The organism is Klebsiella sp. CSG-1 (assembly GCF_056521145.1).
On record NZ_JBWNLD010000012.1, the window covers coordinates 70,207 to 95,223 of the forward strand.

General features: G+C 53.1%; 23 protein-coding genes. 7 read left to right on the top strand and 16 right to left on the bottom strand.

All coding sequences use genetic code 11. The features are described 5' to 3' along the window. Positions 1 to 25 precede the first annotated feature (25 nt). Entirely contained in the window at positions 26 to 238 is a 213-nt protein-coding gene (locus AC007G_RS23695) for a YdgH/BhsA/McbA-like domain containing protein (protein ID WP_032690121.1), read from the bottom strand. 127 nt (positions 239 to 365) lie between these two features. Next, entirely contained in the window at positions 366 to 1,202 is an 837-nt protein-coding gene (fdhD, locus tag AC007G_RS23700; protein ID WP_032690122.1) for a formate dehydrogenase accessory sulfurtransferase FdhD, read from the bottom strand. A 157-nt stretch (positions 1,203 to 1,359) separates the two neighbouring features. On the opposite strand from fdhD, the gene fdnG reads away from it, so the two are divergent. The 5 genes from fdnG to AC007G_RS23725 all read left to right on the top strand — a co-directional run bounded on the left by fdnG (position 1,360) and on the right by AC007G_RS23725 (position 8,004). Further along, entirely contained in the window at positions 1,360 to 4,410 is a 3,051-nt protein-coding gene (gene fdnG / locus AC007G_RS23705; protein WP_102047536.1) for a formate dehydrogenase-N subunit alpha, read from the top strand. Between the two features lie 12 nt (positions 4,411 to 4,422). Then, positions 4,423 to 5,325: a formate dehydrogenase subunit beta gene (fdxH, locus tag AC007G_RS23710; RefSeq protein WP_004869304.1), complete on the top strand. Its 903-nt coding sequence runs from the start codon at positions 4,423 to 4,425 to the stop codon at positions 5,323 to 5,325. After that, a complete protein-coding gene (gene fdoI / locus AC007G_RS23715) occupies positions 5,322 to 5,957 on the top strand; it encodes a formate dehydrogenase cytochrome b556 subunit (RefSeq protein ID WP_032690125.1) in 636 nt (211 codons plus the stop codon). The genes fdxH and fdoI overlap by 4 nt, the downstream gene beginning before the upstream one ends. Next, positions 5,954 to 6,883, top strand: coding sequence for a formate dehydrogenase accessory protein FdhE (gene fdhE / locus AC007G_RS23720; RefSeq protein WP_032696662.1), 930 nt, complete (start codon positions 5,954 to 5,956; stop codon positions 6,881 to 6,883). The genes fdoI and fdhE overlap by 4 nt, the downstream gene beginning before the upstream one ends. A gap of 197 nt (positions 6,884 to 7,080) precedes the next feature. Beyond that, on the top strand, positions 7,081 to 8,004 hold the full coding sequence (locus AC007G_RS23725) for an alpha/beta hydrolase (protein ID WP_142630961.1): 924 nt from the start codon (positions 7,081 to 7,083) through the stop codon (positions 8,002 to 8,004). A 15-nt stretch (positions 8,005 to 8,019) separates the two neighbouring features. Here AC007G_RS23725 and fabY read toward each other — a convergent pair whose 3' ends face one another. From fabY to yihU, 10 genes are all read right to left on the bottom strand, one after another. Then, complete coding sequence (fabY, locus tag AC007G_RS23730; protein WP_032690128.1) at positions 8,020 to 8,961, bottom strand: fatty acid biosynthesis protein FabY; 942 nt, start codon at positions 8,959 to 8,961, stop codon at positions 8,020 to 8,022. A gap of 44 nt (positions 8,962 to 9,005) precedes the next feature. Next, a complete protein-coding gene (dtd, locus tag AC007G_RS23735) occupies positions 9,006 to 9,443 on the bottom strand; it encodes a D-aminoacyl-tRNA deacylase (RefSeq protein WP_004869291.1) in 438 nt (145 codons plus the stop codon). 2 nt (positions 9,444 to 9,445) lie between these two features. Then, positions 9,446 to 10,300, bottom strand: a complete 855-nt coding sequence (locus AC007G_RS23740; RefSeq protein WP_032690129.1) for a virulence factor BrkB family protein — start codon at positions 10,298 to 10,300, stop codon at positions 9,446 to 9,448. Between the two features lie 2 nt (positions 10,301 to 10,302). Next, positions 10,303 to 10,893 carry a glucose-1-phosphatase gene (gene yihX / locus AC007G_RS23745; protein WP_032696664.1) on the bottom strand — a complete coding sequence of 197 codons (591 nt, stop codon included), beginning with the start codon at positions 10,891 to 10,893 and terminating at the stop codon, positions 10,303 to 10,305. Positions 10,894 to 11,002: 109 nt separating this feature from the next. Continuing rightward, on the bottom strand, positions 11,003 to 11,890 hold the full coding sequence (locus AC007G_RS23750; RefSeq protein ID WP_102990862.1) for an aldose epimerase family protein: 888 nt from the start codon (positions 11,888 to 11,890) through the stop codon (positions 11,003 to 11,005). Further along, the gene (locus AC007G_RS23755; protein ID WP_047665435.1) at positions 11,874 to 13,247 is read right to left on the bottom strand and encodes an MFS transporter; all 1,374 of its coding nucleotides are present in this window, start codon (positions 13,245 to 13,247) and stop codon (positions 11,874 to 11,876) included. The genes AC007G_RS23750 and AC007G_RS23755 overlap by 17 nt, the downstream gene beginning before the upstream one ends. Positions 13,248 to 13,349: 102 nt before the next feature. Further along, positions 13,350 to 14,783, bottom strand: a complete 1,434-nt coding sequence (locus AC007G_RS23760) for an MFS transporter (protein ID WP_047663672.1) — start codon at positions 14,781 to 14,783, stop codon at positions 13,350 to 13,352. Between the two features lie 72 nt (positions 14,784 to 14,855). After that, positions 14,856 to 15,866: a zinc-dependent alcohol dehydrogenase gene (locus AC007G_RS23765; protein ID WP_102990863.1), complete on the bottom strand. Its 1,011-nt coding sequence runs from the start codon at positions 15,864 to 15,866 to the stop codon at positions 14,856 to 14,858. 32 nt (positions 15,867 to 15,898) lie between these two features. Continuing rightward, on the bottom strand, positions 15,899 to 16,786 hold the full coding sequence (locus AC007G_RS23770; protein WP_047663669.1) for an aldolase: 888 nt from the start codon (positions 16,784 to 16,786) through the stop codon (positions 15,899 to 15,901). A 25-nt stretch (positions 16,787 to 16,811) separates the two neighbouring features. After that, positions 16,812 to 17,702 (bottom strand): sulfolactaldehyde 3-reductase, encoded by an 891-nt coding sequence (gene yihU / locus AC007G_RS23775; protein ID WP_047663668.1) that lies wholly within the window; start codon positions 17,700 to 17,702, stop codon positions 16,812 to 16,814. A 172-nt stretch (positions 17,703 to 17,874) separates the two neighbouring features. Here yihU and AC007G_RS23780 point away from each other — a divergent pair, with 172 nt between their 5' ends. Beyond that, positions 17,875 to 18,771, top strand: a complete 897-nt coding sequence (locus AC007G_RS23780) for a sugar kinase (protein WP_047663667.1) — start codon at positions 17,875 to 17,877, stop codon at positions 18,769 to 18,771. A gap of 39 nt (positions 18,772 to 18,810) precedes the next feature. Then, positions 18,811 to 19,614, top strand: a complete 804-nt coding sequence (locus AC007G_RS23785) for a DeoR/GlpR family DNA-binding transcription regulator (protein ID WP_047663665.1) — start codon at positions 18,811 to 18,813, stop codon at positions 19,612 to 19,614. A gap of 87 nt (positions 19,615 to 19,701) precedes the next feature. Here AC007G_RS23785 and AC007G_RS23790 read toward each other — a convergent pair whose 3' ends face one another. The 4 genes from AC007G_RS23790 to typA form a co-directional block, all read right to left on the bottom strand. Then, complete coding sequence (locus tag AC007G_RS23790; RefSeq protein ID WP_142630962.1) at positions 19,702 to 20,970, bottom strand: MFS transporter; 1,269 nt, start codon at positions 20,968 to 20,970, stop codon at positions 19,702 to 19,704. A gap of 105 nt (positions 20,971 to 21,075) precedes the next feature. Beyond that, positions 21,076 to 22,056, bottom strand: a complete 981-nt coding sequence (locus tag AC007G_RS23795) for a sugar phosphate isomerase/epimerase family protein (protein ID WP_047663663.1) — start codon at positions 22,054 to 22,056, stop codon at positions 21,076 to 21,078. 7 nt (positions 22,057 to 22,063) lie between these two features. Next, complete coding sequence (locus AC007G_RS23800; RefSeq protein ID WP_004869280.1) at positions 22,064 to 22,774, bottom strand: GntR family transcriptional regulator; 711 nt, start codon at positions 22,772 to 22,774, stop codon at positions 22,064 to 22,066. A gap of 209 nt (positions 22,775 to 22,983) precedes the next feature. Further along, on the bottom strand, positions 22,984 to 24,807 hold the full coding sequence (gene typA / locus AC007G_RS23805) for a ribosome-dependent GTPase TypA (RefSeq protein WP_032690133.1): 1,824 nt from the start codon (positions 24,805 to 24,807) through the stop codon (positions 22,984 to 22,986). Positions 24,808 to 25,017: the final 210 nt, after the last annotated feature.

The window sequence follows — 25,017 nt, forward strand, 5'->3', positions numbered from 1 at the left end:
CGCTCTTTCGACGGTGGTGCCGGTTTTATTTGTTCAGTTCTGCCGTCATATGCACGCGGTTACCGGTGAAGGCTTCGGTGATGGTGTAAGAAGAAGCACCGGCGGCCTGAGCCTGAGCGGCGATTTTCGCTTCCGCGCCGTCCATTGTAGAGGAGGTTGCGCTCACTGACTGTGCAGCGAAAGAACCGAAGGAAGCGGTAAGAGCGATAACTGCAGCAAAAGTTTTGATGCTTTTCATGATGTAAATCCTTCATTAAGTTGTTTGGGTTAGGCGTTTTGCCTTGATGTGATAAATAGTAGACCTCACAACCCACAACTAAAAGCGGAAGGATTTGCTCTCATCATTCAAAAAAATTGACTTATTTTTAACCTGCGATCAGCCGCTGCGGATGGGTGTAAACCGTCGCCCTGCCCGGGCGGCAAAAGCCCACCAGCGTCAGGTTGCAACGTTCCGCGACCTCCACCGCCAGCGCAGTGGCGGCGGAAACCGCAAACAGAATTTCCACCCCGCACATTGCCGCCTTCTGCACCATCTCATAGCTGGCGCGGCTGGAGACTAACGCCGCCCCGCATTGCCAGTCATCGCCCTCTTCTACGCGCCGCCCCAGCAGTTTGTCCAGCGCGACGTGACGCCCGACATCCTCGTGTCCGCCCGCCAGCTCACCAGACGGACGCAGCCACGCTGCCGCATGGGTGCAGCCGGTGATATGGCCAATCGGCTGAACATCACGAAGCTGCTCCAGCGCGCGATCGAGATTCCCCAGGCTAAAGGTTTGCGTGAAAGGTAAAGGTTGCACCGGCTTGCCGATATCGTTGAGCTGCTCAACGCCGCAAACGCCGCAGCCGGTACGCCCGGCCAGCGCGCGACGGCGCTCTTTCAGCCCCATAAAACGACGGCTGGAAAGTTCAATCTGCACTTCCAGACCGTTGCAGGCCTGCACCACCTCCATCCCGTAGATCTCGCGCCGGTTTTCAATAATCCCTTCGGATAATGAGAAACCGACGGCAAATCGTTGCAGATCCTTGGGAGAGGCCATCATGACAACGTGTGAGATACCGTTATAGACCAGCGCCACAGGAACCTCTTCGGCTAATTCGTCAGACTGCGGATGTTGCAAATCATCGCGCTTCCAGAGCGCGACCTGACGACATCCTGTGATGCTTGTCACATTTTCAATTTGTTCGGGAGGGTTCTTATTCACTTTGTCTTAACCGTATTGGAACAGGCATACACACAATGTGGTATTCTTTGCATACCCCTTCAAGTGAAAGGGTGATCACCCCCCAATTCTGAACCTTTGCGGCGCTTACCGCAAAGTAAATAACTACATGTGACAATGTCGATACAAGGAGTGAACCATGCAGGTCAGCAGAAGGCAGTTCTTTAAGATCTGCGCTGGCGGTATGGCAGGCACAACGGCTGCAGCGCTGGGTTTTGCCCCAGGCGCCGCGCTCGCGGAAACCCGGCAATATAAGCTGCTGCGTACCCGTGAAACCCGTAACACCTGTACGTACTGTTCTGTCGGTTGTGGGCTGTTAATGTATAGCCTCGGCGACGGTGCGAAAAACGCCAAAGCATCCATCTTTCATATCGAAGGTGACCCTGACCATCCGGTCAACCGTGGTGCGCTCTGCCCGAAAGGGGCGGGTCTGGTCGACTTTATCCATTCCGAAAGTCGTCTGAAATTCCCGGAATATCGTGCGCCAGGCTCCGACAAGTGGCAGCAAATCAGCTGGGATGAAGCGTTCGATCGCATCGCGAAGCTGATGAAAGAAGACCGCGATGCCAACTTTATCGCCAAAAACGACGCCGGCACTACCGTCAACCGTTGGTTGACCACCGGGATGCTGTGCGCTTCAGCCTCCAGTAACGAAACCGGCTATTTAACGCAGAAATTCACCCGCGCGCTCGGTATGCTCGCGGTCGACAACCAGGCGCGCGTCTGACACGGACCAACGGTAGCAAGTCTTGCTCCAACATTTGGTCGCGGTGCGATGACCAACCACTGGGTTGACATCAAAAACGCCAACCTGATCGTGGTGATGGGCGGTAATGCCGCTGAAGCGCACCCGGTAGGGTTCCGTTGGGCGATGGAAGCCAAAATTCACAACGGCGCGAAGCTGATTGTTATCGACCCACGCTTTACGCGTACCGCGTCGGTAGCCGACTTCTATACCCCGATTCGTTCCGGGACTGACATTACCTTCCTGTCAGGCGTTATCCTGTACCTGCTGAATAACGAAAAATTCAACCGCGAGTACACCGAAGCCTATACCAACGCCAGCCTGATTGTGCGTGAGGATTACAGCTTCGACGACGGGTTGTTCAGCGGCTATAACGCGGAAAAACGCAGCTACGATAAGACCAGCTGGAACTATGAGCTGGACGAAAACGGCTTCGCCAAACGCGATACCTCCCTGCAACATCCGCGCTGCGTATGGAACCTGCTGAAACAGCACGTTTCCCGCTATACCCCGGACGTCGTGGAAAACATCTGCGGTACGCCGAAGGCCGACTTCCTGAAAGTCTGCGAGTACATCGCCGAAACCAGCGCACCGGATAAAACCGCGTCATTCCTCTACGCGCTCGGCTGGACGCAGCACTCTATCGGCGCGCAGAACATCCGTACCATGGCGATGATCCAGCTGCTGCTCGGCAACATGGGGATGGCCGGTGGCGGCGTGAACGCCCTGCGCGGTCACTCCAACATCCAGGGGCTGACCGACCTGGGGCTGCTGTCGCAGAGCCTACCGGGTTATATGACGCTTCCGAGTGAGAAACAGACCGACCTGCAAACCTACCTGACCGCCAACACGCCGAAGCCACTGTTGAAAGATCAGGTGAACTACTGGGGCAACTACCCAAAATTCTTCGTCTCAATGATGAAGGCCTTCTTTGGCGATAAAGCGACGGCGGAAAACAGCTGGGGCTTCGACTGGCTGCCGAAGTGGGATAAGGGCTACGACGTCCTGCAATACTTCGAGATGATGCACCAGGGCAAAGTGAACGGCTATCTGTGCCAGGGCTTTAACCCGGTGGCCTCATTCCCGAATAAAAACAAGGTGGTCGAATCGCTGTCGAAACTGAAGTTCCTGGTGACCATCGATCCGCTCAACACCGAAACGTCCACCTTCTGGCAAAACCACGGTGAGTCGAACGATGTCGATCCGGCGAAAATCCAGACCGAAGTGTTCCGTCTGCCCTCCACCTGCTTCGCCGAAGAGAACGGGTCTATCGTCAACTCCGGGCGTTGGCTGCAGTGGCACTGGAAAGGCGCGGACGCCCCGGGGATTGCGACCACCGACGGTGAAATTCTGGCCGGTATCTTCTTACGCCTGCGGAAAATGTACGCCGAAGAAGGCGGCCCGACGCCAGAACCGGTGCTGAATATGACGTGGAACTACTCCACGCCGCACGAACCGGCTTCGGAAGAAGTGGCGATGGAGAGCAACGGTAAGGCGCTGGCGGATCTGACCGACCCGGTCACCGGCGCGGTAGTGGTGAAGAAAGGCCAGCAGCTCAGCTCCTTTGCGCAGCTGCGCGATGACGGCACCACCTCCAGCGGCTGCTGGATCTTCGCCGGGAGCTGGACGCCGGAAGGCAACCAGATGGCCCGCCGTGATAACGCCGACCCGTCAGGGCTGGGTAATACGCTGGGCTGGGCCTGGGCGTGGCCGCTCAACCGCCGCATCCTGTATAACCGCGCCTCGGCGGACCCGCAGGGTAAACCGTGGGATCCGAAGCGTCAGATTCTGAAATGGGACGGCGCCAAATGGGCCGGTATGGATATTCCGGACTACAGCGCCGCCGCACCGGGCAGCGATGTCGGGCCGTTCATCATGCAGCCCGAAGGCATGGGTCGCCTGTTTGCTCTCGATAAGATGGCGGAAGGTCCGTTCCCGGAACACTATGAGCCGTTTGAAACGCCGCTGGGCACCAACCCGCTACACCCGAATGTCGTCTCTAACCCGGCCGCCCGCGTCTTTAGCGGTGACCTGGAACAGATGGGTAAAGCGGATAAGTTCCCGTACGTCGGTACCACCTACCGTCTCACCGAGCATTTCCACTACTGGACCAAGCATGCGCTGCTCAACGCCATCGCCCAGCCGGAACAGTTCGTGGAAATCGGCGAGAAGCTGGCGAATAAGCTCGGCATCGCGCATGGCGATACCGTTCGCGTCTCCTCCAACCGCGGCTATATCAAAGCCAAGGCGGTGGTGACCAAGCGTATTCGCACGCTGAAAGTGGACGGTAAGGATATCGATACGATCGGTATTCCTATCCACTGGGGCTATGAAGGGGTGGCGAAGAAAGGCTTTATCGCCAACACGCTGACGCCGTTCGTCGGCGATGCGAACACGCAAACGCCGGAGTTTAAAGCCTTCCTCGTGAACGTGGAAAAGGTGTAACGGAGACGACTTATGGCTTATCAATCGCAAGACATCATTCGTCGTTCCGCGACTAACGGTTTCACTCCCGCGCCTCAGGCGCGGGACCACCAGCAGGAAGTCGCGAAGCTAATCGACGTCACCACCTGTATTGGCTGTAAAGCCTGTCAGGTCGCCTGTTCAGAATGGAATGACATCCGTGATGAAGTCGGCAGCAACGTCGGGGTGTACGATAACCCCGCGGATCTGACCGCCAAATCCTGGACGGTAATGCGCTTCTCGGAAGTGGAACAGAACGACAAACTGGAGTGGCTGATCCGTAAGGATGGCTGTATGCACTGCGCCGATCCAGGCTGTCTGAAGGCCTGTCCGTCGGAAGGGGCAATCATTCAGTATGCCAACGGCATCGTCGACTTCCAGTCCGAACAGTGTATTGGCTGCGGCTACTGCATCGCCGGCTGTCCGTTTGACGTCCCCCGACTCAACCCGGAAGACAACCGCGTCTACAAATGTACGCTGTGCGTAGACCGCGTCACCGTGGGCCAGGAACCGGCATGCGTGAAAACCTGTCCGACCGGGGCGATTCACTTTGGCTCCAAAGAGGACATGAAGGTGCTGGCCGGCGAACGCGTCGCCGAGCTGAAAACTCGTGGATATGACAATGCGGGCCTGTACGATCCGGCTGGCGTAGGCGGAACGCACGTGATGTACGTACTGCACCACGCCGACAAGCCGAATCTGTATCACGGCCTGCCGGAAAATCCGGAAATCAGCGCCACCGTGAAGTTCTGGAAAGGTATCTGGAAACCGCTCGCGGCGGTAGGGTTTGCCGCGACCTTTGCAGCCAGCGTCTTCCACTATGTCGGGGTCGGTCCGAACCGTGCGGAAGAGGAAGAGGACAACCTGCATGAAGAGAATGACGAGGTGCGCAAATGAAAAGACGTGACACCATCGTGCGCTACACGGCGCCGGAACGCATCAACCACTGGGTCACCGCCTTCTGCTTCATGCTGGCGGCGATAAGCGGACTGGGATTCTTTTTCCCGTCCTTCAACTGGCTGATGCAAATCATGGGCACTCCGCAGCTGGCGCGCATTCTGCACCCGTTTGTTGGGGTCATTATGTTTGCCTCATTCATCATCATGTTTTTCCGCTACTGGCACCATAACCTAATCAATCGGGATGATATCTTTTGGGCGAAGAATATTCGTAAGATCGTCGTCAACGAGGAAGTGGGTGACACCGGGCGCTATAACTTCGGCCAGAAATGCGTATTCTGGGCGGCGATTATTTTGCTGGTTCTGCTGCTGGTCAGCGGTGTGATCATCTGGCGTCCGTATTTTGCGCCTGCGTTCTCAATCCCGGTAATCCGGTTAGCGCTCATGCTGCATTCATTTGCCGCCGTTGCCCTAATTGTGGTTATCATGGTGCATATTTACGCCGCCCTGTGGGTGAAAGGCACCATTACCGCGATGGTGGAAGGCTGGGTTACCAAAACATGGGCGAAGAAACATCACCCCCGCTGGTACCGAGAAGTTCGCCAGAAACAGGAAAATAAGACTGAATGAGTATTCGCATAATCCCGCAAGATGAGCTGGGTTCGAGCGAGAAACGCACGGCGGATTATATTCCGCCGTTGTTATTCCCCAGACTCAAGAACCTCTACAACCGCCGCGCAGAGCGTCTGCGCGAGCTGGCAGAGAACAACCCGCTGGGCGATTTTCTGCGTTTTGCCGCGCTGGTCGCCCACGCGCAGGAAGTGGTGCTCTACGACCACCCGCTGCAAATGGACCTGACCGCGCGCATCAAAGAAGCCAACGCGCAGGGCAAACCGCCGCTGGATATTCACCTCCTGCCGCGCGATAAGCACTGGCACAAGCTGCTGCATTCGCTCATTGCCGAGCTGAAGCCGGAGATGAGCGGTACCGCGCTGGCGGTTATCGAGAATCTGGAAAAATCCTCCGATCTGGAGCTGGAAGAGATGGCAAGCGCGCTGTTCGCTTCCGACTTCTCGCAGGTGAGCAGTGATAAAGCGCCGTTTATCTGGGCCGCCCTGTCGCTCTACTGGGCGCAAATGGCCAGCCTGATCCCAGGTAAAGCCCGCGCCGAATACGGTGAAGCACGCCAGTTCTGCCCGGTATGCGGCTCAATGCCTGTTTCCAGCATGGTGCAGATTGGGACCACTCAGGGGCTGCGCTACCTGCACTGCAACCTGTGTGAAACTGAATGGCACGTGGTGCGCATCAAATGCAGCAACTGCGAACAGACCCGCGATCTCAACTATTGGTCGCTGGAAAATGAAGACGCGGCGGTGAAAGCCGAAAGCTGCGGTGACTGCGGAACGTACCTGAAGATTCTGTATCAGGAAAAAGATCCGAAAGTGGAAGCCGTGGCCGACGATCTCGCCTCGCTGGTGCTGGATGCCCGCATGGAGCAGGAAGGCTTCGCCAGAAGTTCGATTAACCCGTTTATGTTCCCGGGTGAAGGGGAGTAAATCCCCTCATAGTGCCGGGTAATCCAGGTTACCCGGCACTCCACCCCGATGCGCAAGCACCTCAGCCGAGGAACGCCTTCGCTTTAGTACGCCCCTCTCCCGGCCCCGGCGCTCATTTCTCACAAAAAAACCCTTTTCTATCGGCTGCAATCCAGGCTATAACACTGTATATCCATACAGATTGAAAGAATATAATGATGGCACTGGAACAAGGTATCGCCCGGCTGGTTGAGGAGTTTATCGCCGCAGGGCGCCCCTCTTCACGACAGCAGAATATTGATGACCGGAGGGCGGGTTATGTAGCCAGTGCGGTGCTGGCCGGAGAAAGCGAAACGCGTGTGCAGGTGGACGACATCACGCTGGAAGGAATCAATTTTCGCGTGGTATCACCGCAGAATGCTGCCGGTCCTCTACCTACCGTTATCTACTATCACGGCGGCTGTTTTGTCAGCGGCGGCTTCGCCACCCACGATAAACAATTGCGCCAGCTGGCGTATGAAAGCGGCTGCCGGGTGATTGCCGTGCAATACCGGCTGGCGCCCGAGCAGACGTTTCCTGCCGCGCACGATGACGCGGAACGGGGAGCGCAGATTATCCGGCGCCACGCAGAGTCGCTTGGGGTGGATACCTCGCGAATCACCCTTGCGGGCGATAGCGCGGGGGGGAATCTGGCTCTCGTCACCGCGCTACGACTGAAAGCTGCGGGGACCTGGCTGCCCGCGCAGCTGATTCTGATTTATCCCATGCTGGACGCTACCGCGGCTTCGGCAAGCTACATCAGCAACGGAGAGGATTACATCATCACCCGGGATACGCTGCTGAGCGGCTACGAAATGTACCTGCCCGCCACGGAATCTGCACACCCGGAGGCCAGCCCGCTCTGGCGTGACGACTTCAGCGGTCTGCCGCCCGTGCATATCCTCACCGCCGAATATGACCCGCTGCGCGATGAAGGCGAAGCGCTGTACCAACGGATGGTTGAGCAAAATGTGGCCTGTACCTGCCAGCGCTATGCTGGCGTGATTCACGGTTTCTTTCAGCTGGGTGGCATCAGTCTGGCGGCGCGCCATGCCATGGGAGATATCGCCTGGCGAATCCGTTCGCCAGGTCGGTCGCTATAATCGCTGCGGCGGGAATTACTCTTCTTCGTTCCCGCCCTCTTCATACGAACCAAACGGCTTCGCGGGCAGAACGATGTAAATGCCTTCAAAAATGGCGCCCAGACTCTCGCCGCCAAACAACTCAACCTGCAGCTGCACGCGGGCTTTACGTCCACGCGCCAGACGGTCGAGATCGCCGCTGAGCGAACCCAGATCGGCCACTGCGCTCGGGCGGCCGCTAATCGGCTGGCTGTAACGGATATGGGCATCGGCGAGAATAATCGTACCGCCCAAATGCCGTTCGCGCAGCATCAGCCAGATCAGCCCCCAGCCGGTCAGCGTCGCCAGGGAAAACAGACTTCCGGCAAACAGCGTATGGTGCGGATTCTGGTTACCGGCTTCGGGCATGGTGGTGATGAAATTTTTGCCGGTGTACTGCTGAATGCGCACACCCATTTTTTCGCTGAGCGGAATGTGCTGATACCAGGCCTGCTGCAGCTGCCCGCACCAGTCGCCGCGATGCAGAATATCGTCCAGCGAGGCGATCGGTTTAATCATCAGGAAGTGGCGGATAGGCGTGGTGGTTGGCGTGGTAATCTCGCCCTGGTTAACAAAACCGAGCTTGGCAAAAAAATCCACCGCGTCTTCGCGAGCGCTACAGGTCACGCGCTTAACGCCCTCCTGACGGGCGACGGACTCCAGCGTCATCGCCATCAGCGTACCCAAGCCTTTATCCTGCACCGACGGGTGTACGGCCATAAAACGAATAGAGGCTTCGTTCTCCGCATTGATATATAGCCGCCCGACGGCAACCAGGTTGCCTTCTTCATCCACTACCATCTGGTGATGCGCCATCGCATCCCAGGCGTCACGCTCCGATCCTTTGGGCTGATGAAGCGGCTTACGCAACATCTCCCAGCGGAACTGATAGTAGCTCTCGAGTTCGTCTTCTGTTTGCGGTACACGAAGGTGATACATAGCTGTACTCTCTTTTGTTACCCGCAGCCGGCCCGGAAGCTGGCTCATACCTGCAACCAAAAGGTCACAGGACCATCATTCACCAGTGATACCTGCATATCCGCAGCGAATCTCCCGGTTTGTGTGTTCATCTCCTGCTGGCGACAGCGCGCGACAAAATAGTCATACAGCGCTTCTGCTCTGTCAGGGGCGGCCCCTTTGGAAAAACCCGGGCGCATACCCCGTTCGGTATCCGCTGCCAGCGTGAACTGTGAGACCACCAGCACGCTGCCGCCGGACTGCTGCACATTCAGATTCATTTTTCCTTCGGCGTCGCTGAAGATACGATAGCCAAGCACGCGCTCGCACAGGCGATTCGCTTTTTGCTCATCATCGTCTTTCTCGACGCCCAACAACACCAGAAGCCCCGGGCCGATTTCACCCGTCACCTCGCCCTCCACGGTTACGCTTGCACGGGATACGCGCTGAATTAATGCAATCATAGTTATTCTGTTTCTTCTTTTTTAAGTTTGCGGTATTCCTCGAGAGTGACAGTAATTTCTGCCCCAAGCAAGACGATACACCACGTCCAGTACACCCAGACAAACAAAATAGGCACCACGGCTATCACGCCGTAAATCAGCTGGTACGACGGGAACGCCGTGATATATAAGGCAAACGCTTTTTTACCCGCCTCAAATAACAGCGCCGCCACCAGCGATCCGATAATCGCATCGCGATTGCGTACCTGGGTCGTCGGTACAATGCTGTAAAGCAGCCAAAACGCCGTCCACGATAAAATCAGCGGGAAGAGACGCAGCACATCATCAATCACGCCGTTCAGTTCGCTTGCCCAGCGCAGAGACAGCAGATAAGAGCTGATGGCCAGGCTCGCCCCCGCTAGCAGCGGCCCCAGCGTCAGAATCATCCAGTAAACGGCAAACGAGTAAATTTTGGACCGGGTGCGCGTGCTGCGCCAGATAGTGTTCAGCGCGCTATCAATAGAATACATCAGCAGCAGTGACGTCACGATCAGCCCGAAGGCGCCGACGGCCGTCATCCGGCTGGAGTTCGCGACAAACTGTTCGATGTATCCCTGGATGACATCCCCCGTCGCCGGGATGAAGTTAGCGAAGATAAAATGGCGAATCTGCCCGCTGACCTCGGAAAACATCGGAAATGCCGAGAACAGCGCAAAGACCACGGCGATCAGCGGCACCAGGGAGAGTAACGACACGTAGGCGAGATTCCCCGCCAGCGTGGTCATATGGTCTTCATCAATGCGCCGCCACAGCAGTTTTATCCAGGCCATCAGGGGCCGGACGCGGTGCTTTGCTTTTTGATGAACGGTTTTGAGCATAGTTATTTCGCAAAGTAGGCGGGGATGGTCTCCTTTCCGGTCACCAGAATACTGGTGATCCCCAACTGGTTAGCCCCCGCGATATTATCGGCGTTATCGTCAAAAAAGACCGTATCCTCCGCAGAAAAACCTTCCGACTGCAGGACGCTTTGATAGATTCGCGCCTCGGGTTTGCGCATCCCCATTTCCTGGGAAAGATAGATACGATCGGCGGCGGCCCGCACCTGCGGATATTCATCCGGCCAGAAAGTGGTATGCAGGCGATTGGTATTCGACAGGACAACCACGCGGTGCCCCTGCTCACGCAGTTTTTGCATAATCGCGATGACGTCAGGGCGCAGAGAGACAAAAACGGCCTGCCAGCCGTGGGAAAACTGCTCATAGCTCAGCGGCATATTCATTTCATGGCACATCGCCTGCGCAAAGGCCTCATCGCTAATTTCACCGCGTTCGTGCTGATGGAACGCCTCGCCCATGGTGAAATGCTGCTTGAGCGTCGCGAGCGGGATACGGCTCAAATCGCTCCATGTCCCGAGTACCCGGTTGAAGTCGATGTCGACAATCACATTACCTAAATCAAAGATATAGAGCATTTTTGTCTCCTTGCGCGCCATGAAAGATTAACTGTAGCGGGAAAGGCGGGGTTTGACTATGGAGTTAAAAGCAGAAAACACCCGCCCTGAGTCGGGTGTTTATCGAGGATCATAAAATTTCTTTAAAAGACCAGCGTGTTTCAATGATCTGCGGAGCGCCTGGATAGACAAACTGCGGTAAATGGTTAATCGCATTCGGCGCCTGAGTGATTGGGTTAACACATGTTGCATCAGGCTGTTTATCAAACACAACCAGACTTTGTGCGGCCGATGTCATCACCATATTCAGCTTACCAGGCCACTGTAATCGGACATTAATCCCGGAAGAAAATCCAAAACAATCGTCCCATGGGCCCGGCAGAGGGGATATCCGATTGCCCGTCGGTAACTCATTGCTCCCCGCCTCTTCTTGCCAGTCGGCGTTAAAGATGACCTGCAACTCGTCATCCGTATTCAAATCAAGCCGTTTAGCAAACCACGGGTGCCAGCCAGCAGACGCAGGAAATGTTTCCGATTCCGAACGGATTTCAAGACGCAGAATGACACTATCTTCTTCAATTTTTAGCGTTTGTAACACTTCCCCTCGCCAAGGCCAGGGTGAATCCAGTGGCATACGCAGCGTCAACGCCTCCACTTTATGCTCGACAACTTCCCATGATGAATAACAGGCCATCCCGTGCAAGGCATGCGGGGGTTTATTCGCTGGCAAAGTATAGCGTTTATCTCCTACATTAAGCGTCGCATAGCCAAGCCGTCCAGCCCAGGGCACCATCGGAAAACAGCCATACTGAAACGCTTTTCGCTGTGGGGCCCACTGCCGCAACACCTCAAAACCAAACGCCTGTAATGATGTAATCCTGGCGCCGTCATGCGGATAGACCTTGAGACGAATATGACCGTGTTCCAGTGACACAGCCTTACCTTCTGGCCCTGGCCAGGGGGCGTCAAAAGCGCGCTGTAGCGCAAGCTGATGCTGATTATTATCTTCGGTTTTCATGTGATTGTTCTCGGATATAGCAGTAAGAAGTTAATGGTTTCTTCGCGTCTTTTTTATTGTTTGAATGTGGCTCGATAAGCCAGACACAGATAAATGAAAGGGTTGAAATAACAAACAGGAACAGTGCGACATACCACGGTCTCCCCCCACCTAAAGCCAGCAGGCTGGATGCAATCAGGGGACTTAACCCCCCGAGAATGGCAGAAAATTGGTAGGCAAAGGAAAGACCGGTGTAACGGACCCGAATGCCAAACATGCGGGTAAATAGAGTGGGCTGCACAGCAAACATCATGGTTGGCCCAAGGTTATAACCCAGGATCATACTGCACCAGATGATCGGGGTACTTTTCGTGTCCAGCAAAAAGAAGAAAGGAAACGCAAAGAGGACGCAGAAACCCGCGCCAAATAAGTACATTTTCCTCTGCCCGATACGGTCGGAGATCCAACCCACCAAAGGGCAACACACAATGCCAATAGCCGACGCGATCAGCATACCGGTTAATGGAATATCCCTTGATAGCGCCAGCTGGCTGGAAATATAGACAATACCAAAAGCATTAATGATGTTTGACGAAACGCTCTCTGCCAGCCGGGCCCCAAGTGCGAGAAGAATATTGCGCGGATGTTTACGAAAGAGCTCAATCAACGGCGGCGCGACTTTTTCATGTGATACCGGCGGCTTCTGCTTTTTAAAATCCAGAGTCTCTTCGGTATGAAGGCGTATAAACATCCCGACAATCAGCATTACGGCAGAAAGCCAAAATGGGATGCGCCATCCCCAGGAAAGAAACTGCTCCTGGGTCAGAAAATGATTACAAAGCGCAAACACACCGGTTGCCAGCATAATTCCAACAGAGGCAGCGGTTTGCGGTAGAGCGCCTAAGAATCCGCGCTTTGCCTCAGGGGCCGACTCAATCGTCATTAATGCCGCTCCGCCATATTCTCCGCCAAGGCCAAATCCCTGAATCAGACGAAGAACCATCAGCGTGACGGGTGCCCAAATCCCAATATCCTGATAGGTAGGAATAAAACCTATTAAAAAGGTTGAAGTACCTACGATACCCAGCGTCCAGATCAGCGTGATTTTTCGCCCAACTTTGTCACCGAAATGACCAAAAACAATCCCTCCTAATGGGCGGGTTAAAAACCCCACGCCAAAGGTTGCGAATGCGGCAATCAAACCAATAAAAGGATCGCTGTCAGGAAAAAACAGAGGAGCAAACACCAGTCCCGCAGCCGTGCCGAAGATAAAGAAATCGTACCATTCCATCAGAGCACCAGCGAAGCTCCCCATGACAACCCGTCTCATGGCTTTGCCGGATAGCCCTTCTCTCGGTATCGGTAATCTTTCAGACATCATTTTTCCTCTCCAGGTCGACGAGAGATGCACACAACAAAATGGCTTCAAAAGATGGAGACCCTTCGTAGTAAACGCGTCGATATCAATCGACGCGTACGATCACTTCTCCAGTTCGGCCAGCACCTGAGCATCCTCAGCGTCCACATTCGCGCCAAGGGGTTCCCAGTTAATCAACACACAAGTCAGGAATCCCAGGAAAGGAACAATTGCCAGCCAATAAAACGCCTCTGTTTTTAATGCGCCCCACAGCATAGGCCAGAAGATAAGCCCGGCAATTGCTCCGGTACGCATAATCGCTCGTGCGAATCCCACGCCAGTCGGACGAATGCTGGGAGGATAGGAAAGGGTTGCGATAGTCATCCCTAAACCGCCTGGCCCTGCAGAATGGAAGAAAATGATGGCACCCAACAAGCCTAAAGAAAGCCATGGATTGGTCGTCGCTAACGCGCCTAACGCCAGCAAGGCAACAGTCACTAATGCGAATCCATACATAGACTGCAGACGTGTACCTAATCGCTGAAGGATGAGTGAACCAATCAAACCACCGGTAATCCCGCAGAGTGCGTTCACAGCCGCAGAACCGGTTAGCGCTCCGGTCAATCCTCCACTCAATATCCCCGCTAGCGTCAGAGGCAGATAAACACCGACGGCGTTATATTGCCAGGCCTGCATGGTCGCCACAACGCAGCCTAAAATAGTGCGTTTACGATAGCGCGCGTTAAACAGGATGCCGTACCCGCCGCGGAACTTACCTTCTGGCTTCTCAGATGACAAACTTTCTAATGGTGATGGAGAAGCCACGCGAGCGTGAACGCCATAGCGGGTTGCCAGAATGCCACAGGCTTCTTCATAACGCCCAACACGCGCAGCCCACATAGCGGACTCACCGATGAAGAAATAGCGCAGGATCATAATGCTGACAGCAAAAATCGCCCCCACGAAAATCCCATAACGCCATAATTGTTCTTCAGCAACACCGGACAGAAGTAACGGAAGCAATACAAGATAGACAACGGTTGTTGAGACGTACCATGCCATTTGCCAAAGGTTAACTGACGACCCTGTTTTCTTAGATGTTGAACCCCGCAGCTCCGCCACGGCATTTGTTGCCAGAGGAAAATCAATGCCCAGGCCAAATCCCATAACCACACGACATACCAGCACCCACCAGATATTGGGAGCAATAGCGACAGCGGCGGCACCTATCGTGCATAGCCCCATCCCGATGATAAACGCACGCTTTTGACCAAAACGGTTAATCACCCGGTTTGCTAATAACCCGCCAATCAAGGCCGCCACTAAAACAGAAGCGTTCACCGTTGCCGCAAGACCCGGTGAAATACCGAATTGCGCAGCAATGTATTTGTTGCCGAATCCCACCATCGCCGCCTGATAAGCATCAATGAGAATGCCACCCAGAGCGATAAAAATAACGCCGATACTGGTATTAACAGCTGAGTTTTTATTAACAATATCAATCACGTCTTGTGGACGACTGATTGAATAAGTTACAGGACTGGTGATTTGACTCATCGCAGTATCCTTTTTCATTGTTGTATGTAGGTGGCGCGGCTGTTTTGCAGCGCCAGACAGAGGGTTACATCATTAAACCTCAGCAAATTGCAGCATGACTTTTATGGAATCATTCTGTTGTGCACGTTCAAACGCCTTCGCCGCATCTTCGACCGGGAACAGATCTGTCACCAGTTCACGAGTGTCAAACTGGCCATCGGAGAGCCACCCAATCACCACGTCAAAATCCTCCGGGATGTACATGCCGGAATTCAGCAAATCCCGTTCAAAACGCTGCATCATAGGGAGAGGGATTTCACGAGGGCCGCCTGGCACCCCCATGCATACCACCGTTCCGCCGGCATAGACACGAGTGCAGGCATCATTTAGCGTTGCCTGAGCAGCAACCACATCTATCGCTCCCGTAAAGCGAACCTGCGGATCAAGCTCGCCGGGAGCCCAGACTTCAGCAGCACCAAGCTTTAATGACAGCGCTCGTTTAGCGGCATCGGGCTCGATAACGGTAATTTTCCCCGCCCCCATAATGCGGAGTGCCTGAACAATGGATAAGCCAATGGTTCCTGCACCAATCACCAACACGCTCTCAAGTGAGGCTTTCGGCATACGGTTAACACAGTGGCGCGCACAGGCGGCCGGCTCAGCAAAAGCCAGTACTTTCAGAGGCAGGGAAGCAGGTGCAACATGGCAGTTTCTCGCCGGTACAATATGCTGCGAACGAGCAAACCCTGGTGCACGGAAACCCGCAACCTGCGGAGGCTCGCACAGATTAAAGCGGCCTGCTTTACAGGCACGACATTCCATACACGCCATAATGGGGTCGACGACAACATGGTCACCCGGTTTAACCTCTTTTACCTCACTACCGACTTCCGTTACGCGTGCAGCAATTTCATGTCCTGGGACAACAGGGGGCTTAGCAAACGGATGCCCCCCCTTCAATACATGCAGGTCAGATCCGCAAATTCCATAGAATACCGGAGCAATACGAACTTCATGGGGTTTGAGTTCCTGGTGTGGCACTTCAACATACTGGGTAGTGACGCTCCCAATATCAGAAAATAAAACCTGGGTAATTTTATCCATTGTCATTCTCCAAATTCGTTATGAACCGGTGATTAGCGTTGAGCAATACCTTCATCAACGATTTCAGCTAAACGCTGCAGGCGTGGAACGGAAACATCACGCAGCATCGTTTGCGGATCCTGAGCACCGATAACCGAAGCCCACACGGCTCGACCGGCCAGGAATCCTGAAGCCCCCGCTTTCATTGCAATGCGCACCGCACGTCCAAAAATATCCGCATCAACGCCCGAGGAGAGAATGACCCAGGGCATCTTCATTTGATCATTAAGTTTCTGGCACGCGGCGAGTAACGTCTGTTGATCGCCCTTACCGCCTAACGGCATTTCTGCTTTATAGAGGTCGGCGCCTGTGTTCCCAAGTTCTGCTGCAGCAGCAACAATGGCGCCTTCGCGGTCAAACTCCCAACCACAACGAGGAGGACGCACCACCGGTTCAATAATGCTGACCAGCCCGGCGCTACGACAACGTTCAACGAACTCATTCACCATCGACAGGCGCGCTTGCGCAGGTTCATCTTCACGCCACAACACCAACAGTTTCATTGCCTTTGCGCCCATCTGCCGCGCCTGATGAGGGTCAATAGCTTTATCAATTTCAACGCTGTCAACCGGGATGCCATTACCGGGGATAAAACGATCGGCAGCGACAATCAGACCACATGAATCAGCCACCGCACCCTGTGACACGATCTGATCCAGGCAAAATTGCTTATCGGCAAGGACCGCAGAAGCATAGGGGGACAAGATGCGCGTCGCAGAAACTTTAAAATCAGTTAAAACGCTATCCGCTATCGGCTTAGCATGCCCGGAAGCCGCAAACATCAAACGCATTGCTTCACGCTGATCGACGGCCAACATGGCAAATCCGCCGCCAGGGCGAGAGATATCTTTCAGGGTGTACGGGTTATTGTGGGAAGACATAGTAACTCCTGTGAACGTTTAGAATTTAAAATGAGTCCGGACGGCCAGCCTGCTGACGAACCTGAGATAACAGCGCGCTCCAGTCCTGGCGACCTCGGCCATTCTCGCTGGCGCTGGCATAATACGTTTCTGCCGCAATCCCCATGCTGAGCGGCGCTCCGGTCTGTCCGGCGACATCAACGGCGATACGCAAATCTTTCAACGCCAGGTCCACCATAAATGCGGGAGAAAGATCCCCTTTCAGCACTTTTCCAGGCCAGGTTGTGGTGAAGTGGCCTTTGCCTGCTGCCGTACCGCTCATGACTTTGATAGCCACATCCAGACTTAAGCCTAATGATTCGCAAAGCACGGCAGCTTCCGCAGACAGTGCGTTTAGCGCGATGCTCATGTAGTTGTTGATCAACTTGACGCGGATCCCCATACCCGGACCACCCGCTTCGATCATCTCAGATCCCATGCACAACAGAATTGGGCGCGCACGCTCCACCTGATCTGACGTTCCTCCTGCCAGTATCAGCAAAGTGCCATCGATAGCATTAACGGAAGTTCTGCCCACGGGGGCATCCATCATGCTGATGCCTTTTTCTTTCATCGCGTCGAGGAGTGCATCGGTTTGTAGCGGGTGAATCGTGGACATATCGATTACCAGTGCATCATGAGATACCGATTCACAGACGCCAGATTCGCCTAGCAATACCTGGCGAACAATGTCGCCATTTGGCAGCATTGTGATGACAAACTCAGCGCCCTGTGCTGCTTCGGCCGGGGTTCCGGCTGCGATGGCCCCCTTCTGAACTAACGTTTTAACGGCTTGCTGATTTACGTCGAAAACACGCAAAGCATGCCCTTTTTGCAACAAATTGTTGGCCATTGGGCTACCCATCTGGCCCAATCCCAAAAATGCGATGGTCGTCATGAACGATCTCCTGTCTTAGGTTGACAAAAAATTACAACAAAAAAAGAAAATTCCGTCTGTTTTTGAGCATATTTGTAATTTATGATTAAAAACACGACCAGCATCACTAATTTGATCATTTATGTCATTAGAATGAACAAAAGAAGACAAAATCACACAGGACAAGTCAGATATGATCAGAATTGCATGCGTTGGAATCACCGTTCAGGATCGCATTTACTCTCTGGGGAACCTTCCTGAGGGTGGTGGCAAATATCAGGCAAGCCAGTATCTGGAAACGGGAGGGGGTCCGGCGGCAACAGCGGCTGTTGCTATTGCCAGGCTCGGAGCTGAAGTTGACTTCATTGGCCGCGTAGGTGACGACAGTTGTGGAAATACCTTACTTACCGAGCTGCAAAACTGGGGGGTCAATACTTCACTTTGTCGCCAATATACCCATGCACGCTCTTCACAATCCGCAATTCTTGTTGATCATCAAGGAGAGCGAATCATCGTTAACTACCCGAGCCCGGATCTGAAGACCGATGCACAATGGCTGGAATCAATCGATTTTTCACGTTACGACATCGTCCTGGCCGATGTCCGTTGGCACGAGGGGACAGAGAAAGCCTTTACGCTGGCACGTGCGGCAGGCGTCACAACGCTGCTGGATGCGGATATGACGCCGCAGGACATCACCCCACTGGTTGCACTTGCCGATCATGCCGTTTTCTCTACGCCAGGTCTGGAACGAATGACCGGGCAAAGCAACGCCGAACTGGGTTTGCATCTGGCCGCTAAACACACTGATGGCCAGGTATATGTCACTCTGGGTAGTGAAGGGTCTTTATGGATTGCAGATGATCATCTGTGTCAACAGCCCGGATTCTCTGTGGATGTGGTCGATACTACCGGCGCTGGCGATGTTTTTCACGGAGCTATGGCCCTCGCGTTAGCGGAAAAAATGCCTACAATTCAAGCTATTCGTTTTGCCAGCGCGGTAGCAGCGATGAAATGCACACGCGCAGGAGGTCGAGCAGGCATTCCTAATCGTGAGCAAACTGAATCATTTTTGTCACTTTATGCGTAAAATAGTGAACATTTACAGGGGCAGAGTACAGGAGTATTCATGAGCATCACCGAGATTACCGGTAACCCACGACACGATCAGCTCGTTCACTATATTGCGGAGCGAGGCTACATGAATATCGAAGAACTGGCGCAGCTGCTGGATGTATCCACGCAAACTGTCCGCCGGGATATTCGTAAACTGAGTGAGCAAGGGTTGATTACCCGTCATCATGGCGGAGCCGGAAGAGTATCAAGCGTCATGAATACGGCCTTTGAGCAGCGCGAACTGTCGCTCACTCAGGAAAAGCAAGCTATTGCGGAAGCCGTTGCTGATTATCTTCCAGAACGTTGCACCGTTTTTATTACGATAGGAACAACCGTAGAAGCCGTTGCAAGGGCGTTGCTCAATCGCCATGATTTACGCATCATCACGAACAGTCTTCGTGTCGCACAAATCTTGTATAAAAACCAGGATATTGAAGTCATGGTGCCAGGAGGAACGCTACGTGCACATAATGGCGGCATCGTGGGTCCTGGAGCGGTGAGCTTTATTGAAGGGTTCAGAGCGGACTATTTAATCACCAGCATTGGAGCTATTGAGCATGATGGGACACTGCTGGAATTCGATGTCAATGAAGCTCAGGTCGCCAAAACTATGATTGAACATGCGCGTAATACGCTATTAGTTGCCGACCATACTAAATTCTCTGCCTCCGCAGCCGTCTCCATCGGCAACGCACGTAAAGTTCGGGCATTTTTCACCGATGCTCCGCCGCCAAACTCATTTAAGCAGCTGATGAGTGAGGAAAATGTTGAACTGGTCATTGCCGAGAAGGATATCCCCCGGGATATCAGCGAGTAAAAAAACCTCTTCTGCCGGGGAGATATGGTAAGAAAGCCGCAGAAATCTGCGGCTTTGAGCGAACGAGGTAAGGGTATGTAATCGGCTCTATGCCTTGGCGATCTCTAACGCCCGCTTTCTTTGGCTAATCCGCTTCACCAGCAATACTGAGGCGACGGCGCCACAGAACGCAAAGCAGGCCATGATACCAAAGACAATTTTGTACCCCAGAATGCCCGGATTAAGATCCAGGATATAGCCGTAGAGGCTGAAACAGAACATCGCAGGGGCATAGCCGATAAAGCTACCGAGAGCCATGGCGGCACCGGTCTGGCTTTCCGCAATCTTTGCCTCGCCGATGGGGGCAAAGAAGACCGCGCGCTGAGTAAAGACGATCGCCCCAAAGCCCAATGTGCAGGCCATTCCCAGATAAACCGGCATACTTTCATGAGGCAGCAGAATTAAGACCACCAGCGCAGCCGTACTGATAAAAAAGGTGTAGCACAAATATTTGCTCGGTGATTTCAGTATCTTATCCGAGATAATCCCGCCAACGGGGCCCCCGATCATCTTCAGGCAATACTGGTTAATAATGCCGTAAGCCCCCACCAGCGCGACAGGCAGCAGATAAATATTTTTCAGGAACGGAATAAAGAATGTTAACCCGCAATAGACGGCATAGACAAAAAAGACGTTGACCGCAATCAGCCATATTGTCTTATCTTTCAATACGGAGGACATACTGGTGTTTTTCTTTTCTTCCTGTGGGCGATCAACGGCTGTCGTTTTCACCTCATCATCATCCCGATTCAGCACGAAGAAGATAATGATCCCGACGCTAATAACGATAATAGAATAAAACCAGATCCCTGCTTTAAACCCTAACAGGCCACTGCCAAACCAGGCAAAAACCGCCAGCGCAGAAAACGCTACGATGGTATCGACAATACCCCGTCCGGTTTCAAAGAAACCAAACAACCGCCCCTGCTGTTCGCTATTCCCCAGACGACTAACCGACTTTAATAATACCGGCCAGTTCATCATATCGCAGGTGACACCAAATAGTGCCCAGACAAAGAGAATCCCCCAGTATCCCGGCATGGTTGTCAGATAGATACCTAACAGTCCGGTGGCGATAAGCGAGAGGGACATGGTATATTTGCGCGGTAATTTATCGGCAAAATAGATTGAAAGAAAGAAACCAATTGTCGTGACAAACGAGTTCACAGACATAGCATTGCCAATTTGACCATTGGTCAAATGAAAATACTCTTGCATCGGTATATAGAAAGCATCCTTTAGCGAAGGCAGTTTATAAATCGTACCACCACACAGTGTCAATAAGCTAAAGAGTGCCCATTTCTTTTTTGTGAGCATATAATTCCTTAATGATTTTACAATCATTTAGTTTTAAAAGGAAAAAGAACCCTGACCACGCCTGACGGGTGGCATATCAAAAAAATTAAAAATCAGAGATTGAAATTAAGAGTTAATAATGCAGCTGGCCTCACTTTTTATTTCCTGCAGCGTTGTTCTGACAAATGCTAACTGTTGAAGAGCATCCGCTTTTTCTTTCAATAACCGGGTTTCCAGCTGTGAGGCATCGGGTAACGGTGTTTCGCTCATTTCCCGCCACGGGATCCACGGGTTGTCGCCTTCATCGGCAAAGCGGAATGCCGGGGCATAATAGTCCACTTCTTCTTCCAGGCCGTAGGCGACCACCTGGGGTTGTTCGTCGCCCAGGCAAATCAGTCTGGTGAGCAACGCCTTAAACGGCATATCCCCTTGGCCGGAGACGCAGGCCTGATGTCCGAGACCGTTATCCTGCGGCATAATTAACGCATCTTTAATATGAACCTGAGTAATAAACGGAGACATCGCCTCTAATGCATGCAGCGGATGTTCGTTGGCATTAATCATATTCGCAAAATCAAAAAGCAGAGAGAGCGAAGACATACCGCTTTGCTCTATTAATGCGGTCAGCTCGTGGCTTTTTAGATCCTCATGCTGCTCAAGAGTAAAAGTCAGCCCGCTATCCTGATAACGTGCCTTCAGATACTGGATATCAAGAGCGATTTTTGACAGAACATCTTGTAAATGCCCCTCATAGCGAGGGTAAAATCTGACGGAGCTGGCGCCAGTTTTTAATGCTATATGCGTTACATGGTCGATCGCTTGTTTATCTGAAGAACTGGTCTCTATATGGACATCAAGCTGCAATCTCTGTGCTTTTTCAGAAAAAGCGGCAAGTTCAGCATCACTCATTTTACCTAAGGAGCGCGTTTCACCATCGAGAACATGAATTTTCACCCCGCGTAGATTATTTTCATGGGCGATATCTAATAAATCGCCGGGTAATATACGCTCAAGCCGCATATTAAGATGATATGCATAGGCGTGAAGATAAAGAGGAAGGTTATCGACACGGGAGAGGATTTTTTCTGCATCGTATTGAGTTAGCATAACGTACCTACAAGTTAATAAAGAGGTCTACCGCCTCAAACCGCCAATATTCAATATCTATCTGAATGATATTGCCATCGCTGTCAGCCCGGTGTTTTTCAATAAGAATGGCCGGCATACCTGAAGAGCCGCCAATGAATTTACTGATATCGCCGGACATTCTGACCGGTTTAAATACGAGCTTTTTGGTTACGACGTCCTTTTGGTACTCATTTTTCCAGACCGAGGAGAAGGATTGGTTTTCAAGCTGTTCAATAAACCCTGGAGCGACATTCGGGTTAATAAAGGTTTCGTGATAAAACACTTTATGCCCTTCCAGCGCCCCCCAACCGGTGATGAGGTACAGTTCATCAGATGCCGCTGTCGCAAGAAGCGGTCGTGCGGCCTCGGGGTAATTTGCCGTGCGGCTTTTTTCAATAAATCCCCAGGAGGGTTCCCGACCTTGTTCAAGCGCGGCGCGCTGAAAGCTGGCGGAGAGCTCCGGACTATAATTAAAACGGGGCTGGGTCACGAACCAGCCCTTCCGGTCTTTACGGAAGATTCTCGATTCCGCCTCCAGGCTGAGGAGCGCCTGCCGCAGGGTCATCCGCTTAATCCCCAGCAGTTCGCCTAATTCTCGTTCGGAGGGGAGTTTACCGCCAGGCGCGGTGAGCCCTTCCCTCAGCCAGTGATCTAATTTTTCCTTCGCATTTTCGACGGTAGACAGATTTGTTGTCATTGTTTAACCCAATTGGTTTAAACCAGTTCATGAATCTTACTCCGACGTGCAAAAAAAAAACAATATCTCCGTTATTCTTTGGGGATAAATGTGACCGGCCTCTCTTCGGAAAGCGAGTGGCTCTCTGCTGACTGACGCGCGGCTATCGCGCCAGGGCAAAAAAAAACCCCGCCATCAAGGCGGGGTTCTGGCATCGACAGAAGCGGGAATTAATCTTCTTTCGCACCGCGCATTGCGCGTTTACGGTCGTTCTCGGTCAGATGACGTTTACGGATACGAACGGAAGTTGGGGTCACTTCTACCAGTTCGTCGTCATCGATGAACTCCAGAGCCTGCTCCAGGGTCATCTTCACTGGCGGAACCAGGACCGTTGCTTCGTCAGTACCGGAAGCACGCATGTTGGTCAGTTTCTTACCGGTCAGGCAGTTTACAGTCAGGTCGTTAGAACGACTGTGAATACCGATGATCTGGCCTTCGTAAACTTCAGCACCGTGACCCAGGAACAGCTTACCGCGGTCCTGCAGGCTGAACAGGGCAAACGCAACCGCTTTACCCTGACCGTTGGAGATCAGTACGCCGTTCTGACGCTGGCCCACATCGCCCGCACGAATGTCATCGTAGTGGCTGAAGGTGGAGTACAGCAGACCAGTACCGGAAGTCATGGTCATGAACTCAGAACGGAAGCCGATCAGGCCACGGCTTGGGATCACGTAGTCGAGACGTACGCGGCCTTTGCCATCTGGATTCATGTTTTTCAGGTCGCCTTTACGCTCACCCAGAGCCTGCATGACAGAACCCTGATGCTGCTCTTCAACGTCCAGCGTTACGTTTTCGAACGGCTCTTGTTTACGGCCGTCGATTTCGCGGAAGATAACTTTCGGACGGGAAACCGCCATTTCGAAACCTTCACGACGCATATTTTCGATCAGAACCGACAGGTGCAGTTCACCACGACCGGAAACGCGGAATGCATCAGCATCCGGAGTTTCTTCAACGCGCAGCGCCACGTTATGCACCAGCTCTTTGTTCAGACGGTCAAGAATCTGACGAGAGGTAACGTACTTACCTTCTTTACCACAGAACGGAGAGGTGTTAACGCAGAAGAACATGGAGACGGTTGGCTCATCGACTGACAGCGCCGGCAGCGCTTCAACATTCTGCGGATCGCAGATGGTGTCAGAGATGTTCAGTTCGCCCAGACCGGTGATCGCGATGATATCGCCCGCTTCAGCAATATCGCTGTCGATACGCTCCAGGCCCAGGTGGGTCAGAACTTTACCCACTTTACCGTTACGGGTTTTGCCTTCGCTATCAACGATAGTGACCTGCTGGTTTGGCTTCACTTTACCGCGTTTGATGCGGCCGATGCCAATGACGCCAACGTAGTTGTTGTAATCCAGCTGGGAGATTTGCATCTGCAGCGGACCATCAAGGTCAACGTTCGGTGCCGGAACACGATCGACGATAGTCTGATACAGCGGAGTCATATCTTCAGCCATATCTTCGTGATCCAGACCCGCAATACCGTTCAGCGCAGAAGCGTAAACGATCGGGAAGTCCAGCTGTTCGTCGGTAGCGTCGAGGTTAACGAACAGGTCGAATACCTGATCGACAACCCAGTCAGGACGCGCGCCAGGACGGTCAACTTTGTTGATGACAACAATGGGCTTCAGGCCATGAGCAAATGCCTTCTTGGTTACGAAGCGCGTCTGCGGCATTGGGCCATCCATTGCGTCAACAACCAGCAGAACGGAATCAACCATGGACATTACACGCTCAACTTCACCACCGAAGTCGGCGTGCCCAGGGGTATCAACGATGTTGATACGGTAGTCATTCCATTTAATGGCGGTGTTTTTCGCGAGGATGGTAATCCCACGCTCTTTCTCCAAATCGTTGGAGTCCATCACTCGCTCTTGAGTTTCGGCACGCGCGTCGAACGTACCGGATTGCTGCAGCAGCTTATCAACCAGGGTAGTTTTACCATGGTCAACGTGCGCGATGATGGCGATATTACGCAAATTTTCGATCACAACTTTGCCTCAGGCATTAGAAATAGCGCGTTATTGTACACGGATTAATCGCAGTACAAAACAGGATCACAAACATCCTCCACAAACAAGTATTGCAGAGTTTCTTTGTGATCGCTTTCACGGAGCGTTAAAAGGGTTATTCAAGGTCAATTGCACCAAAATAGTGCCCAATGTTCACACAATTGCACTATATTGGTGCAATGCATTCAT